Source organism: Psychromonas sp. SR45-3 (genome assembly GCF_014163575.1).
Classification (GTDB): domain Bacteria; phylum Pseudomonadota; class Gammaproteobacteria; order Enterobacterales; family Psychromonadaceae; genus Psychromonas; species Psychromonas arctica.
Genome location: NZ_JACJDP010000016.1, coordinates 19,010 through 36,131, shown reverse-complemented (window position 1 = coordinate 36,131; position 17,122 = coordinate 19,010). Strand labels below are relative to the sequence as shown.

Annotated in this window: 12 protein-coding genes; all 12 read left to right on the top strand. The window is 36.6% G+C overall.

Annotated elements, in window-relative coordinates:
- Positions 1-35 precede the first annotated feature (35 nt).
- The 12 genes from pbpC to H5084_RS10345 all read left to right on the top strand — a co-directional run bounded on the left by pbpC (position 36) and on the right by H5084_RS10345 (position 16,989).
- On the top strand, positions 36-2,381 hold the full coding sequence (gene pbpC / locus H5084_RS10400; protein ID WP_182690399.1) for a penicillin-binding protein 1C: 2,346 nt from the start codon (positions 36-38) through the stop codon (positions 2,379-2,381).
- A gap of 257 nt (positions 2,382-2,638) precedes the next feature.
- Positions 2,639-4,306, top strand: a complete 1,668-nt coding sequence (locus tag H5084_RS10395) for a methyl-accepting chemotaxis protein (RefSeq protein ID WP_028869609.1) — start codon at positions 2,639-2,641, stop codon at positions 4,304-4,306.
- Positions 4,307-4,504: 198 nt separating this feature from the next.
- Positions 4,505-4,924, top strand: coding sequence for an ATP-binding protein (locus H5084_RS10390; protein ID WP_182690398.1), 420 nt, complete (start codon positions 4,505-4,507; stop codon positions 4,922-4,924).
- A 334-nt stretch (positions 4,925-5,258) separates the two neighbouring features.
- Positions 5,259-8,657, top strand: coding sequence for an EAL domain-containing protein (locus H5084_RS10385; RefSeq protein ID WP_182690397.1), 3,399 nt, complete (start codon positions 5,259-5,261; stop codon positions 8,655-8,657).
- A 1,116-nt stretch (positions 8,658-9,773) separates the two neighbouring features.
- Positions 9,774-10,349 (top strand): TerD family protein, encoded by a 576-nt coding sequence (locus tag H5084_RS10380; RefSeq protein ID WP_028869612.1) that lies wholly within the window; start codon positions 9,774-9,776, stop codon positions 10,347-10,349.
- 92 nt (positions 10,350-10,441) lie between these two features.
- Complete coding sequence (locus H5084_RS10375) at positions 10,442-11,047, top strand: TerD family protein (protein ID WP_028869613.1); 606 nt, start codon at positions 10,442-10,444, stop codon at positions 11,045-11,047.
- Between the two features lie 535 nt (positions 11,048-11,582).
- Positions 11,583-12,659, top strand: a complete 1,077-nt coding sequence (locus tag H5084_RS10370) for a sodium:calcium antiporter (RefSeq protein WP_259396750.1) — start codon at positions 11,583-11,585, stop codon at positions 12,657-12,659.
- 274 nt (positions 12,660-12,933) lie between these two features.
- Positions 12,934-14,004 carry a phosphoribosyltransferase domain-containing protein gene (locus H5084_RS10365; protein WP_028869615.1) on the top strand — a complete coding sequence of 357 codons (1,071 nt, stop codon included), beginning with the start codon at positions 12,934-12,936 and terminating at the stop codon, positions 14,002-14,004.
- The gene (locus H5084_RS10360; RefSeq protein ID WP_084296306.1) at positions 13,983-14,762 is read left to right on the top strand and encodes an HAD hydrolase family protein; all 780 of its coding nucleotides are present in this window, start codon (positions 13,983-13,985) and stop codon (positions 14,760-14,762) included. The genes H5084_RS10365 and H5084_RS10360 overlap by 22 nt, the downstream gene beginning before the upstream one ends.
- Positions 14,763-14,766: 4 nt before the next feature.
- Positions 14,767-15,855 (top strand): cysteine protease StiP family protein, encoded by a 1,089-nt coding sequence (locus H5084_RS10355; protein ID WP_182690395.1) that lies wholly within the window; start codon positions 14,767-14,769, stop codon positions 15,853-15,855.
- The gene (locus H5084_RS10350; protein WP_028869618.1) at positions 15,852-16,469 is read left to right on the top strand and encodes an HAD family hydrolase; all 618 of its coding nucleotides are present in this window, start codon (positions 15,852-15,854) and stop codon (positions 16,467-16,469) included. The genes H5084_RS10355 and H5084_RS10350 overlap by 4 nt, the downstream gene beginning before the upstream one ends.
- A gap of 64 nt (positions 16,470-16,533) precedes the next feature.
- The gene (locus H5084_RS10345; protein WP_028869619.1) at positions 16,534-16,989 is read left to right on the top strand and encodes a tellurite resistance TerB family protein; all 456 of its coding nucleotides are present in this window, start codon (positions 16,534-16,536) and stop codon (positions 16,987-16,989) included.
- Positions 16,990-17,122 lie beyond the last annotated feature (133 nt).

The window sequence follows — 17,122 nt, the reverse complement described above, 5'->3', positions numbered from 1 at the left end:
GGCGATGGCTTTGTTTAGCATGGTGCTTTGTATTTATGGTTTTAGCGCTGTGTAGTTTATGGGGGGCTAATCGTTACTATCCATTACTACTGTCTGAGCAGCAACAGGATTTTGCTAGCGTGGTATTAGATGACCAAGGTTACCCGTTGCGTGCCTTTGCAGATCAGCAAGGTGTATGGCGTTATAAAGTCGATATAGAGGATGTTTCTGAGGAGTATTTGGCTGCCTTAATTGCTTATGAAGATCGTTACTTTTATCAGCATCCCGGTGTTAACCCAATTAGTTTTTTAAGAGCAGCATGGCAATATTTAATCCATCAACGTATTGTTTCTGGTGGTTCAACTATCACCATGCAAGTTGCACGCATTTTGCACCCTCATCCACGTACTTTGTTGGGAAAATTACAGCAAGTATTGCGTGCTTTGCAATTAGAATGGTATTTGAGCAAACAAGAAATATTAAATATTTACATTAATTACGCCCCATTTGGTGGAACTTTAGAAGGAGTGCAAGCCGCAAGTTATCAATATTTTCGTAAGCCAGCCTTGGCGTTGCGACCTGCTGAAGCTGTCTTATTAGCGGTTTTACCACAAGCCCCCTCGCGATATCGACCAGATCGTTACCCTCAGCGTGCCACACAAGCACGAAATAAAGTCATCGATCGGTTAGTCAAGCAAGGCAATTGGAGTCCACAAAAGGGAAAACAAGTAAAACAAGAGCCAGTGGTGGTATGGAAACCTGAGCAACCTTTTGTAGCGCCGTTGTTAGCAAGGCGATTACATCAAGAAAACCCCAGTAAAGCGGTTATCAATACGTATATTAAACGTGATTTACAACTACAAATTAGTAGTTACGTCGGAGAATACGCCATGTTACAGGGAGCAGGTGTGTCGATGGCGGTGCTGGTGGTTGATAATCAGACACAGCATGTAGTCAGTTATGTGGGCTCTGCCTCGATGTTGGATGCAAGTCGTGCTGGCCACGTTGATATGATTCAAGCTATTCGCTCCCCTGGGTCAACGTTAAAACCATTATTATTCGCTTTAGCGATTGATGACAACTTAATCCATTCACAATCTTTATTAGCCGATGTGCCTCGTTTGAATTCTCGTTATCAACCCGGTAATTTTGCTAAAGGGTTTGATGGTCCTGTGACAGCAACGGATGCATTACAACGTTCTTTGAACATTCCTTTTGTACAATTAATTGAAGCTTATGGAGAACAAAAATTTGTAAATAAACTTGCACATGTATTGTATCCATTACGTATTCCCAATGGTCAAGCTAATGCGTCCGTTATATTAGGAGGCGCGGGGATTTCATTACAAAGTCTAGTAACTTTACATAGTAGTTTTGCTAATCAAGGGTGGGTTAAACCACTTATTTTTAAAAAGCATGAAACTGAGCCTAAAAATCCTAAAAATAATGTAGTTAAAGGACGTAGATTGGTTAGTGATGAAGCGGCTTGGATCACTTGGAAAACCTTAACCGGATTAACTCCTCCAGCACAATTTAGTTGGGGCCTTTCAAAACAAGTGCGTCCATTACTTGCTTGGAAAACTGGTACAAGTTGGTCGAGTCGGGATGCATGGGCAATTGGTAGCACTGAACAATATAGTATTGGTGTTTGGGTTGGCAAACCCAGTGGAGAGCCATTAAAAGGAGCATTAGGAGTGACCACCGCAGCGCCGGCGTTATTTTCTGTGTTGAGCATGTTAAATAATGCAAAACAGGGGAGTTATCAATCTGTCTCAGCAATGCCTGAACGACCATTTAACGTACAAGAAAAAGAGATTTGTTGGCCCGATGGTAGAGCGCGCCACTTAAGTGAAGGTACCTGTGATCGCCGTTTTGTTGCACTTACTAAAGGTGGGGTCACACCGAGAACGCTACAAATAGAATCGAGATTAGCTTTTCATCAAGTGATAGAAAACATTATGATTGATCCCGTTAGCGGTCTGCGTTTATCGGGCCATTGTGGAGCGTTAGTAGCAAAGCATAAAAAAGTCAGTGTATGGCCTCGACAGCTAGAACCTTGGCTTGCCGTTAATGAAAAAAGAGGACACCGTATTCCCATGTATTCTCCTCATTGTTTAGTGATCCCAAAACAAGCTGATGCGCTCACTATTGTGGGGTTATTAAATCACCAACAAATTTATCGGCGGCAACAGAGTTTAATCCAACAAACTGTCTATGCATCTGGTGCTTCAGGGCAAGTTAGCTGGTATTTAAATGGGCAATGGCTAGCAACACAAGCCGGTGCATTCACTTTAAAGCTATTACCTCAATTACAAGGAAAAGCTGAACTCGTTGCCATCGATCAACATGGCGTAACGGGACGAATCACTTTTACCATGAAAGATGATTTAATTTTACTCTAGGTCAGATGTACGTCCGTGTTTATTTTGTAAAGGTGAACTGCCTTAATAATCCTCTAACAGCTTTATGAAAGCCCAACAAATTGTCTTCTCATCATACGCTTAAGCAAAGTAAGTTGAACCTAACTCTAAAATGGGCTTAAATTGATTATTTTTTTATATTTAAAGTGAGAAAAAATGTGCAAATTGCTTATACTCAGCGAAAACGTTTGCCCCTATGCATTATCTTCACTCCCTTAAAAAGAGGATCAGGACTGAGTATGAATAAATTTAATCTTCTTCAAAAGCTGTTATTACTAACACTATTACCATTAGTGATCATTATTGTTTCACTTTCTTCTGTCTCTTACTCTGTAGAAAAAGAAGGACTTGAGCGAGATGTTGCTGAATTTCGTCAATCCTTGATGAAAGAACGTAAGCAAGCACTAAGAGAAGTTACTGAAATTGCGTTAGAGATTATTGCTTATCAAAAATCGCTACCTAATGGTGGTGATATTGATGCTGCATTACGTGATATTCGATTTGGTAGTGCGGGATATTTTTATATTTATGATACCGAAGGTGTTAATATTTTTCATGCTGTAAAACCTGAAATGCAGGGTAAAAACTTTATTGACTTAAAAGACACTAAAGGTAATAAATTAATTGTTGGTTTATTAAATGCAGCTCAAAAAGGGGATGGCATCTATTCATTTTATTTCCAAAAACCAGGTTCTTCTGAGCAAATAGAGAAAATTGGTTATGCCACTATGATCCCCAATAGCAATTGGATGATAGGAACAGGCGCTTATATTGATGATATTGAAAAAGCGATCGCTAACTACTCCGCTAAAGATGAGAAAGCGTTATCTGAGAAAGTGATGTTTACTTTCATGATTTCGGTCGCCTTAATCATTGTTACTTCTATTATCATCTATATCGTCGCAGTTAAAATGGTAAGACCGATTCAACGTATGGCTGATAACTTAAATGATATTGCTAAAGGCGAAGGAGACTTAACACGACGCCTTGAAATTCATGGGAACGATGAAATTGCACAATTAGGTCGTTCTTTTAATTTGTTTGTTGATAAATTGAAAAATATCATAGCTGATATTAGTGAAGCGACGATTGGCATCAATCAAGCTGGACGTGATATGGACCAACAAAGCCGCGGCATTGCGACACAATTAAAAGATCATAACAATGAAACCGAGCAAGTGGTATCTGCTGTTACTGAGATGTCATCAACGGCTAATGAAGTTGCTAGCAATACTAATCAAGTAGCGGAAGCCACACATGCGGTTTCAGAAGATGTGAATCATGCACAAAGTTGTGTTGAAACTTCATTAACAGAAGTTTCTGCTTTAGTAGAAGAAATTAATGGTGCCGCAAGCAGTATGAATGCTTTAACGGAACAATCGCAAGAAATTAATAAGGTGTTGAGTGTGATTGGTGCGATTGCAGATCAAACTAATCTATTAGCATTGAATGCAGCCATTGAAGCAGCGCGAGCAGGAGAACATGGACGCGGTTTTGCTGTGGTAGCGGATGAAGTAAGAAGCCTAGCAAGCCGTACACAAAAAAGTACCCTTGAAATCAATGAAATGCTTGGTGAGTTACATCGTTTAGTAGAGTTATCTGCTAAAGCGATGTCATTGAGCCAGCAGCGAAGTGTACGCTCTGTGGATTCATCTCGTGCGATTTCAGACAGTCTACACTCGGTTACCTCTGGCATTACCGCTATCAATGATATGAGTACTCAAATTGCTACTGCGGCAACACAACAAAGCTCTGTGACGGAAGAGATCACGCGTAATGTTTACCAAATCCAAAGCATTGTGAATTCATTAACTGAAGGTAGTGGTGAAGCTGAAAAAATTGCACGTGGTGTATTAATTGAAGGCAACAAACTAAACCAATTAGTGGGGCAATTCAAAATAAAGTAACAGGATGACGCGCGACGAGCATATTATGCATATGCTTGTTTGCGTTACACTGCTAATTAACTGGTTAGAGCTTTAGTATTTTCATCGCGAGCATGATCTCCGCTTTTATAAAATAAGGTATTCTGATCCCACATTAACCATTTTTTGCTTGTTGTTTGTTATGATTACAAGGATAAAAATACAGAAAAAGAGTCATCTATGCCCCCATCTACACTTTCACCTATTCCTTCATTAACGCTGACACTTATTCGTGGTTTACCGGGCAGTGGCAAAAGTACATTAGCTAAAAAAATGAGAAAAGAAGCACAACATACAACGCAGCATTTAGAAACTGATATGTTTTTTGTTGATGACAGTGGCTGCTATCTATTTCAACCAGCCTTACTCACGCAAGCTCATCATTGGTGCCAACAACAGTGTCAGTATTTCTTAAAGCTACAGCACAATGTCGTGGTAGCAAATACCTTTGTGGAGCAATGGGAGATGCAGCCTTATCGACAATTGGCCAAGCAATATAATGCAACCCTAGAAATTAAAGTCTGCACAGAAAAGTTTATAAGTATTCATGATGTTCCTGCTGAAACAATTAAAAAAATGCAAAAAAAGTGGCAACCCTAGATGCTTGCAATTCAGCGTGCTATCACAGTACCTTTTTAGTCGTTAAATATTTTTAAATAGCAAAAATATGTCACAATTTATTATATGGCAACACAAATATAGTGTCATTCCTCACGCCTCTGCTATTACCTACTACATAGTTTCTACTTTATAGATAATACTGTAGGTCTCTGTTTCTTTTTTAATTTTATGGTTACTAGTTGTTCTTTTTTATTACTGGTTTACGATATAGAAAGCACAGTATTGCCGATTAATTGACTTTTTTCAGATTGAATAAAGTAAACAGACTTACTTTTAGCTCGATGGTAAGGCCTTAAATTAAGGAAATAAGTCTATGCATAACCTCCACGCCGATGAGCAACATATTTTAAAAAATGGCCGCCCGACCATTGCCGTATTAGTTGGCTCAATGTCATCTGCGTACCAAGAGGGGATTATGCGTGGAGCAGCTCATGTGGCAGAAAAAAATGATTATAATGTGATCGGTTATTGCGGCGGAGCGGTTAATTCTACTGACCCTTTATCATTAGTGCGAGATCGTATTTTTGGGCTTGTTGATATGGACTTGATTGCGGGTGTGATTGGTCCCTTTAGCTCCCACTTACGTTTTTTAGATGATCTCTCTAGTCAGGAATTGATCAATCGGTTTGCTACAGTACCAACGATCAATATCGGTAGTTATGTGCAAGAACATAGCAATGTCATTACCGATTATGCAATAGGTTTTGAACAGTTATTCGAACACTTTCATGTTAAACATCAGTATCGCCATATTCTTTTAATGAGAGGCCCTAAGTACCATTCTTCTTCAAATAGTCGTACTGAAATTTATCAGGAAATGTTAAATAAGCATCAGCTGCCCTTTGATCAAGATGCCATTTTATATGCCGATTTAAATCGCTTGTCTGCAAAGATCTCCTTTGAAAAGTTTTTAGATGAAGTAGGTAAACCCGTCGAAGTTGTGATTGCAGTGAATGATAACCAAGCCCTAGGGGTTATTGACGCCTGCAAGGAACGAGGTATTTCTGTTCCCGAAGAGATAGCAGTAATAGGGTCGATGGATACATTAGAAGGCGCCTTTGCTTCGCCTGCTTTAACCAGTGTACAAGAACCGCTGTTCGAACTTGGTAGCGTTGCTGCTCAGGCTCTCATTGAACAAATTGAAGGTAAATCACAACGGGTTGATATTTACGTTTCTACATCATTAGTGATAAGACAATCATGTGGGTGTTTACCTGAGGCTCATTTTAGACCCAATAAAGAACAATGTGACCTGACTAAAGCATTAGGAAAGATAAAAAATAAGGATCTGGTTTTTAAAGAAATTGTGGACTATTTTGAGTCTAAGGTAGTCCCTTATAAAGGCGGAATTATTCGCACTGATGTTGCCTCAGTGATTCATTTATACCAACAAGCCGTCCATGAAAAAGATTTTGATGGTTTTTTAAAAATATTACAAAGCCACTTACAAGACGCAATGAAAACAGAAGAAATTATTCTATGGCTTGAATTGACTGACCGTATACAATTTAGTGCATTACAGTATTTAGAACAGGACAAAGAAGCACTGGATTTGGTTGGTTTTATAGGGCAATTGATCTCTTTAAAAAATAAAATTGAGAAAGTGGCTATTAATTTTCAGCGTTTTGAAGCTGAGTACTATTTGAATTATTTTAGGACTATCGTTAATAACCTCAACTCCTCATTTGATTTAACACGAATAAAAGAATATGCCGTTGATATTTTAAATCTATCAGAGCTACACATCTCTTTGTTTAATGAACTTAATAGCGACCCCCTCCACGCTACTAATATTGTATCTGTTCGTAATAATCAATTTATGCAAATCGAGAATAAAGAATTTGTTGCTAAAAAACTATTGCCTAATGGCCTATTAGATTATCAAGATCGGTTTACATTGATGGTTTTTCCACTGTCTTTCAGAAAAAAAGCATTGGGTTTTATGGTATTGAATTTAAGTAATCGTAAAGGCACTGCCTTTGAGAATCTGCGCGCTATTATTAGTGCTGCATTAAAAAATGAAATTTTGATCCAAGATTTAAAGAATGAGCAAGAACGGTTTAGTGAGATTGCACATAGTTCATCTAATTGGTTATGGGAAACCGATAAAAATAATGAGTTTACCTATTGTTCAAACTCAACGAGCGAAATCATTGGTTATCCACCTGAATTATTGATGCATAAAAGAATTGATGAATTTAATGTCGAAGAAGAGGGATATTTTATCAATAGAATGCATAGTCATGAAGTGATAATTGATTTCGAGTGTTGGTATCAACATAACAATGGCAATGTTATTTGTCTGTTAATTTCAGCTAAACCTATTTTTATTAACCAGGTATTTACTGGTTATCGTGGACTATTTGAAGATGTAACTGAAAAAAAACTACAAGCAGAGAAAATTCAAAACTTAGCGAATTTAGATATTTTAACCAGCTTACCAAACCGCAAGTTATTTCAACATAAACTAACTGAAGTGATTGAATCTTGTCGTGCAGAGAATAAAAAGTGTGCAATTATATGTATCGACGTTGACTACTTTAAGCATGTTAACGATACACTTGGGCACGAAGGAGGTGATTTATTACTTGTTCAATTAACGCAACGTTTACAAAATGCGCTTTCTAAAGAACATATATTAGCGCGAGTAGGTGGCGATGAATTTGTTATTATTGTGCCTGATATACAGAGTGAAGAAAATGTTATTGAGGCTGTCCTATCTATCTTTAATCATATAAAAGCACCTATTTTGATTAATGATAAACCTATTTACAGTACCTTGAGTTTAGGTATTAGCTTGTACCCCAATGACGGTAATGATGTGCAAACATTATTGCAGGCTGGGGATAATGCAATGTATCAAGCAAAATCTCAAGGACGTAATGGTTATGTTTTTTATGATAAATTTTTAGAGCAAAAGAATATACTACGCAATAAATACGAAGATATTTTACGTGAAGCGATCTTGAAGCAGCAATTTGTTTTATATTATCAACCTCAAGTTTCAGTTAATACGGGAAACATTGTCGGTTTTGAAGTACTGGTTAGAATACAAAATAAAGAGCAGGAAATTATTGCGCCCAATAACTTTATCCCATTGGCTGAAGAGCTAGGATTAATTGGTCAAGTCGATGAGTTAATCTTTGAAGAGGGATGTAGACAATATGCTTCTTGGCGTAACAATGGCCATCAAAATATTCGTTTATCTATCAATTTATCGGCACTGCAATTACGTAATGAAAAATTGTTGAATACTTACATAAAGATAATGAAAACACACCATGTTGACCCTAAAGATATCCAAATAGAAATTACTGAAAATGCTTTAATTGAAAATGAACAACTAGCATTGACTATTTTACAGGGATTTAAAGACTATGGTTTGAGCATCGCTTTGGATGATTTCGGTACCGGTTATTCCTCGCTTAACTGTATTAACCTTTACCCTATTGATACGATTAAAATAGATAAAACTTTTGTTAAAGATGCGGTAAATAACCCAAAAAATAAAGCAGTTATTCAAGGTATGGTCCTGATTGCTAGTAGTTTAAATTTAAAAATCATTGCTGAAGGTGTAGAAACCCTCGAACAATATGAATTTATTAAGCAATTAGGATGTCATGAAATTCAAGGTTATTACTTTTATAAACCTTGCCCCGCCGCACAAGCCGAGCTGTTATTGCAACAAAGGGCGGTAACACCTCTTAAATAGACTCTGTAAATAAAATTTTTAGTTACTCTGTGGCGTAAATCATTGGCTTAAAACATTAAATTTACACTCTACTTTAACTTACTGACAGCGCACTATGATTGGTTTGATGCGCTGCTGGCTGCTTGTTTACGGCTATTTTCTGCTCTCCCTTTCAAGCAGTCACTTATCTCCCTCGGCATGCTTTTCATTCGCGCTTCCTTATATAAGTAGCTTGCTGTCTTGCAAGTCCTTACCTTTGCTACTAATTAAACACCCTCAATGGCAGTGACATTAATATTGAGTTACTTTCCAACTAACCTTTTAACTTTCATCTATTTTTAAGACTTATCTTTGTGCCTGTAAAACATGTCAAATAAATTATTTTTGTGATTAAAATTGATTGCTACCTTGCTTTTTGTAATTAAGTCACCATCTAATGAGAGTAATCAATTTTTTCTCTATTAACTAACGCCAGAGAAACGATAGATATGCTAACAATGAGATAAAGGGGTGAGTCGAGGTTAAACAACAGTAGAAATTGTTAAATTAGTGTTTTAAATAGATTGTTTTAATGCTACTGTTTCGACATAATATGCCTGTGGTTATTTTAATGTATGTTTTCATGTGAGTGTTAATTTGATTGTTAATCACAAAAAATAAATAGTCTCTGGGCAAAGAATGAATGGATAAGTTGAACTATTTGTTCAAGTTAAGACACTAATTAAAGTGAGTAAGTAACGGCGATATTGGCGTGAATTAAAAGGCCAAAATACGATCTTTTATAGACTTGATTTAAGTCTGCATAAATAGCGAAGTAGTTGAATATTATCGCGAGTTCTTTGTTCATTTTTAATGGTGAAAAGAGAGTTGATAAATGCATTGAACTTTGAGTGATTTAATTAATCAAAGCGCATTTTAAAGCCCTCTGTAAAGTAGTACTTATACTAGATGGGATGATTGGCTTTTTTATAAGTAAAATATTGATTATAAATAGAATTTAACTTTTTTCAGGTCTCATTTTTAGGAAAAGTTAGGTTTCTAACATGTTAATTTTTTTACCCCTATAGTATATTGAGTATTGACGCTTTATAGGCGTCTGTAATGTTAAAATAAACTTTTATTAAGTGGAGAATTAATATGGCTGTTTCGTTACAAAAAGGTGGAAATGTTTCTTTAGAGAAAGTTGCTCCTGGTATGACCAAATGTTTATTGGGATTAGGTTGGGATTCTAGAGCGACTGATGGCGCTGATTTTGACTTAGATGCTTCTGTGTTTCTACTAACGGCTGATGGTAAAGTTAAATCAGATAAAGGCTTTATATTCTTTAATAATTTAATGTCTGAGTGTAAATCTGTTGAACACACGGGTGATAACTTAACGGGTGAAGGCGAAGGCGATGATGAAGCTGTTAAAGTTGATTTAAGTTTAGTACCTGCTGATGTTTCAAAAATTGTTATCGCAGTGACTATCCATGAAGCTGAAGCAAGAAAACAAAACTTTGGTCAAGTATCAAATGCCTTTATTCGTATCGTAAATCAAGCTTCTAATGAAGAAGTGGCACGTTACGACTTATCTGAAGATTATTCTATTGAAACTGCATTAATTTTCGGTGAGTTATACCTACATAATGGTGCGTGGAAATTTAAAGCGATTGGACAAGGTTTTGAAGGTGGTTTAGGCCCTCTAGCTCGTCAATATGGCGTGCAGGTTTAGTATCTGATCAAGTTTTAATAAAAGATTGGCTGACTTGGTTAGCCAATCTTTATTTTTAAATAAACATTTTAAATAACATTGTGGAGTTTTAAATGGCAATTTCATTACAAAAAGGCCAGAAAATAAGCCTTGAAAAGAGTAACGGTACTGGCTTAACGAATATCTGTGTAGGTGTTAACTGGGGCGCGATCACTAAAAAAGGCTTTTTTGGCGGCGAGAAAAAAGTTGCTGTTGATTTAGATGCTAGCTGTGCTGTTTTTGATGCAAGCGGGAAAACATTAGATGTTGTCTACTTTGGTAAACTAACTAGTACGGGAATTAAACATTCTGGTGATGACCTAGAGGGTGATTTAGACGGTGATGATGGTTTAGATAATGAAATCATTAGCGTGAATCTACCGCAATTGCCTGCTAATGCAGAGCAAGTTGTTTTTGTACTGAACTCATTCAGCGGAAACGACTTTAAAACCATCCCTTTTGCTTCTATCCGTTTATATGAAGGTACACCGAGTCGCGTTGATTCTGTTCATGCCATCTATGATATTGCTAATGATCCACAGTTTGCAGGTTCTGTTTCTATGGTACTTGGTAAACTTTACAAGCATAATGGTAGCTGGAAGTTCTCTGCGATTGGCGAAACAACAGCAGATAAAGGCCTAGAAGGTACAATTAAAACTGTTGCAAATGGTTATCTTTAATATTTAAAAAGTGGCGATGTAACTTTGGCAAGGTAGTGCTACCAATGCAATTTAGCCAATTTCACAGTAACAATATAACGTTTTAGTCATCAAACAAATATTCGATACAGCCTGTCTTGCTATTAGCAAATATTTAGCTTGAGAGGGTGGGGCAAAGGCTGTTCGAGAGAAAGGAATTCAATAAGCTGTTTACAAATTGATTAAAACTGACTCACAGATTGATGACTAAATATAAAAGTAAAAAATAAATCTAAGCCGTTAATTGTATGACTGTTAATTACAGAACTGTTATTTATAGAACTGGTAATTATAGAAGTTAGTTATCGCAATAGGTTCACAATAACTTGTCTGAATTTAACTCCTCATCCTGCATCTATATTTACTAGTGGCCAATATCACTATTGATAGAGTGCGGTTAATGGAATTTATATCGATTTTTCTATATCAACAATTGATATTATTAGACAGCAGTAAAAATTAGTTTATTAGCCACAAGCTACGGCATACAAGTAGTTTATTAATTTTGGAGAGTATCTTGGATACAATATTACCGTTTTTTTATATCATTATTTCATGCTATTTACTTAAATATGCCTGTGATACGTTTGAACAAGCAGCTGGTTACTTAGGCCGTAATTTCGCACCCGGTATAAAAGGCGCAACCGTTAATGCTATCGGTTCTAGCATGCCAGAAATGTTTGTTGTTATTGCTTGTTTGTTTTGGTTTAACGACCCATCATTAGTGATGGTTGCTTTAGGTGTAACAGCGGGCTCTGCTATTTTTAATGGCTGTGTGATCCCTGCTTTATCTATCCTAATGGCAAAAGATGAAAGCGGCAAAAAAGTCGATCATATTGAACTTGATAAGCGCACTTTGTTAAGAGACGTTTTTTGGGTATTAGCGGCAGAAATTGCATTGATCGTGTGTTTAGGTTTTGATCATTTCACTATCTGGATGGCGATTATTCTTAATCTTATCTATGTAGGTTACGGTGCTCATTTATATTACGACTCTAAAAAATACAGTGAAGAAGATGAAGAGTATGAATATGAAGAAATCGAAGATAAAGGCGTGATCGGTAACTTATTTACTTTTAACTTCAATGCATTGTTATTTTCAAATAAAAGTTTTACTTTAATCAGCTCCCTAGTCGTTTTAATACTCGCTATTTTAATCATATCAGGCGCATCACATGTACTGGTTGAAGGTGTATTAGGTAGTGCGACAGTATTAGGTGTTCCTGAGTTTTTTGCTGGCTTAATATTTGGTGCTGCAGCGTCTTCTATTCCTGATTTAATCCTATCGGTGAAAGATGCTCAAAAAGGTGAATATGAAGATGCCGTTGCTAACCCATTAGCTTCTAATACTTTTGATACAACGGTTGCCTTTGCATTACCATTATTAGCATGGTTCCTTATTAATGGGGTTAATTCATTACCATTAGAGCAAGATGCTAACTTGACTATTTTACGTTGGTCAATTGTTGCCATTACTGGCGCAGTAGCAGCAAGCTTATTGTTCAAACATAAGAAAGTAACCAAAGGCGTTGCATATTTCTTATTAGCAATGTTCGGTATTTGGGCTGCTGCAATGTACTTTGTTATTCAATAAAAGTACTTAATGCTCGCAAAAAAGGCTTATTCTTGAATAAGCCTTTTTTTATTGAGTTGCAATAAATTTACACCGAAATGCAGTTTAACAATAAGTGATGTTATATCATTGAGTATAGCTTTAAAATTGCAGCGTCTCGCTGCGTATGGTTTTTTTTAGGTGTAATTTATTCATCACTGATGCTTGTAATAATAATATATGGCGGTCTTAGCTCACGCTGAGCCGATACGATGATTATAAATTTTAAACGTTTAAATATAATTTAATGGTTAATATGAAACATACTTATACAACTGCAGCGGGAGATATCTCCTTAAAGACCGATAATGACAAAGAATGTTTAGATAACATTTTGTCATTTGCCTGCAGACAGAATCCTAAAAGACATTTTATTATTATTAATAAGTTAATTGGTCGATATACGCCTACGGCTCCGAAGGTAATGCGTGAAACTTACGAGCAACTTGTGGAGCAAATCAAACCCGGAGCAAGCAGTTATGTCGTTAGTTTGGCTGAAGCGGCAACGGGGTTAGGTGCTGGCGTTGCAGACAGCTTATCTAAAAGACAAAGCAAGGTTTATTTTCAGCATACGACTAGACAAAAAATAGATGCTAAATTGTGGTTTAGTATTGATGAGGCTCACAGTCATGCCGTCAGCCATCTTTTTTACCAACCTAAAGATGAATTATTAACGGCCATTGCGCAGGTAAAAAGATTGATCCTAGTTGATGACGAAATTACCACTGGGCGAACGATTAAACAATTACTTATTAATTTGATTGATTATCTACCTTGTTTAGAGGAAGTGATTGTGACTTCAATCATTAATTTAGGTGGTCAACAAAGTTTAATTAATAGCGCAGATATCGGTTTACCTATTCGTTATGTATCCTTAGTTGATGCTGACCTAAGCATTGAAAAAAATCCAGAATTTAAGCCGCAATTACCACAACATGCAGATACAACATTAAGCACTTCAAGGGCTTCTTCTGCCGTTGGTAGACGTGGTTTAGCGATGCCCTATGTTAGCGAGTTGAATGAAATTAAATCTGCAAAAAGCACGATTGTTATCGCTGATGGGGAGCATCAATATATTCCTTTTTTATTGGCTGAAAAATTAGAAAAAAGTGGGGTAGATGTCGTATTTCAATCAATTAACCGTTCACCTATTTTGCCCTGTGAAGTGATTCAAAACCAATATAAAATTGAAACCGAATCTAATACCGCGGAACATTATTTGTATAATTATTTTCCTGAAAATAAATCAGTATTTGTGGTCAGTGAGCACCAGTACGAAGGGTTAGAATTTGCCGATGGAGTTAAATGTCACCCATGGAAGTCTTAACCAAAAACAATGATCGCTTATTTGTATTTACTGACTTAGACGATACATTATTTGCGAGTGTAAAAGGGCAAGTTAGTGAACATATGATCCCTTCTACAGTGGGCGTGAACGGTCAACCCTATGCTTATTCTTCAGTACAACAACAAAAATTATTAAACGTAATGATCAAATCAGATGCGATCATTATCCCTGTTACAGGGCGAAGAAGTAGTTCATTTTTGAATTGTAAGTTACCTGCGATCACCAATACTGATTACGCTATTGTTTCACATGGGGCTGTTATTTTAGATAATAAACATCAACTGTTAGATGAATGGAAAGTGTTTTTAGAACAGCAGTTTAGCCTACAACTATGGCATAATAAATTAGTTGAATTGTATGAAAAATTATCTCATTACTTTGAAGTGATCAATAGTGGTGTGCGGGTTAGATTGATTATCGATCATGGCATTAGCACCTATCTTTGCTTAAAAATAAATAAAGATTATGCAGACGCTAAAAAAATGGTACAAGTGAATGACTATCTAGAATCTACCTTACCTAAAGAGATGTTTTTACACGCTAATGGTCGAAACTTTGCCATACTACCTCCCTACGCACGCAAAAAAGTAGCTGTTGATTTCTTAAAAAAAATGATGAACGTAGGTGAGTTGGATACGGTTTTTGCAATGGGTGATAGCCACAGTGATTTGCCATTTATGCAGGACTCCGATTTTTTAATTGTTCCGCAACAAGCACAAATTTTTAAGCAGGAATAAAATAATGAAAGAGCCATTATTAGGCAGTTATTCAAAACAAGATTGCCAGTTTCTATTGAAACAAATTGAGCCTAACTTCTATACAGTGGAAGATAAAGAAAGGTTGATTCAAACAGGGCAATTGCATTATTCACAAATGGTCAGTCAAGAATCAAAGCCCACTGCTGCATATGAACAACTATTTCTTTCACTGACCGCGCAGTATAAACAACAATTAGCCAATGAAATTCTACAGCTGGCCTATTTAATAGAACACAATATTCAACAGGATGTTTGTATTGTGTCTTTAGTGCGCGCGGGCACGCCTATTGGCGTATTGGTGAATAAAGCCATGACTCAATATGCAAATGTCAATGCTCAACATTTTTCGATCAGTATCGTGCGTGATAAAGGCATTGACGTTAATGCCCTTGATTACCTTATCTATGATCTAAAAATACTACCTGAAAGTATAGTGTTCATTGATGGTTGGACTGCAAAAGGCGTGATCACAAGAGAGTTAAAGCAAGCTATTGTTGAATATAATAACAGTCGACAAGTGAATATTGGCGCACAACTTTACGTGATTTCAGACATTGGCGGTACAGCAGATTATTCGGTAACGTTACGTGATTATACTATCCCTAGCGCACTTATGAACTCAACCGTGAGTGGGTTAATAAGCCGCTCTGTGATCAATGAGCAAATTGGTGAAGAAGACTTTCATGGCTGTATTTCTTATCAGCACCTAGAGGATTATGATTATTCAAATTGGTTTATTGAAACAATTTCAGCGTGCTTTGTAGCAAAAGAATATCGACAGGCAGAGTTGATAAGCTTTGAGGAGCGTCAATTACGTCATCAACAAACACAGCAAGCGATTTCTCAACTGATGCAGGAATTCAATGTCAGTGACATCAATCGTATTAAGCCAGGTATTGCAGAAGCCACGCGCGTCATGCTGCGCAGAGTCCCAGACTTGTTAATTGTGAATGACCCGAATAACCCAGATATAAAGCATTTATTACGTATTGCTAATGAAAAAGAAATTAGCATAATTACCTTTCCAGCGATGCCTTTTGGGGCATGCGCATTAATTAAAGATGTCATATGAATACAAAAAAAGTTGCCCTATTTGATTTTGATGAGACCTTAGTACATGAAAACTCACTGAGCTATTTATTTAAATATTTGTTAGGTAGAAAACCCTTATTTTTTTATCTATTTGCGCTTTTTTGGGATCTTAGAGTCTATCGTGGACAGCTTAGATCCCTGATTAAACACCGCCTTTATAAAAAATCATTAGAGGGAAGGGATGCAGAACAAGTTTATCAAGCTGGGTTAGTGAGTGCGGCAAAACTCTCTCAAATAAAAGAAGTGGTGCAACAGATGCATGATCTGCATGAAAAAGGCGTTGAAGTTTGGATCATCACCGCTTCACCACAACCTTTTATTGAAGGTATCGTGGCACAACTAAAATGGCCAGTAGCGCGCGTGATTGGAACATTACTGGAGTCTGAAAAAGGAAAATTAACTGGAGAAATCGGGCCTGAGTGTCAATTAGAAGAAAAAGTACGTCGCTTTAATATGACCATTGAAGAAGATGCTTTAGACTATTGTGTAGAGGCATCCTATGGTAACTTACCCGTAGACATCCCGATGTTAAACCTTGCTCAACATAAGTTTTTTGTAGAAAACGGTAAATTAGATCCCTTTGTAGGGAATTGATATTAATACGCTTAATGCTAAACCTATCACTGGTTTAGTTTAATTTTAATTTGGAGAAGTAAAAATGAGTTTTTGGAATAATATTAAAGAAAAATTAAATGAGGCCAATGAAAATTTACAAAAAAATGTGGGCCAGTTTAAAAATAAAAAATTTGCTGATGCGTCAATGGCAATCTGTGCATTAGTTGCTGCTGCTGATGGTGACATCGATGCAGACGAGCGCAAAAAAACAGCCGGTTTTATTATGGCTAACGATACATTAAAAGTGTTTTCGCCTTCTGACCTAAAAGAAAAGTTTGATTTCTTTTGTAACAAATTAGAAGCTGATTACGATTTTGGTAAAATTGAAGCGATTCAAGCGCTAGGTGCATTAAAAGGCAAACCAGAACAAGCACGCGCTTGTATTCAGTTAGGTATTATTATTGGTGGTGCTGATGGCGAGTTTGATGCTGATGAAAAACAAGTCATTAAAGAGGCTTGTAACGCAGTGGGTATTGCCCCATCTGAATTCGATTTATAATCATCAATTGATATGCAGTCATCAATGCTCAACTGACCAATGACTGCTAAACTAATCAATGACTGGTAGTTAATAAAAGGCTGAAATCTTTCACTAAAGATTTCAGCCTTTTTTATAAGCAGATTTTATCTAA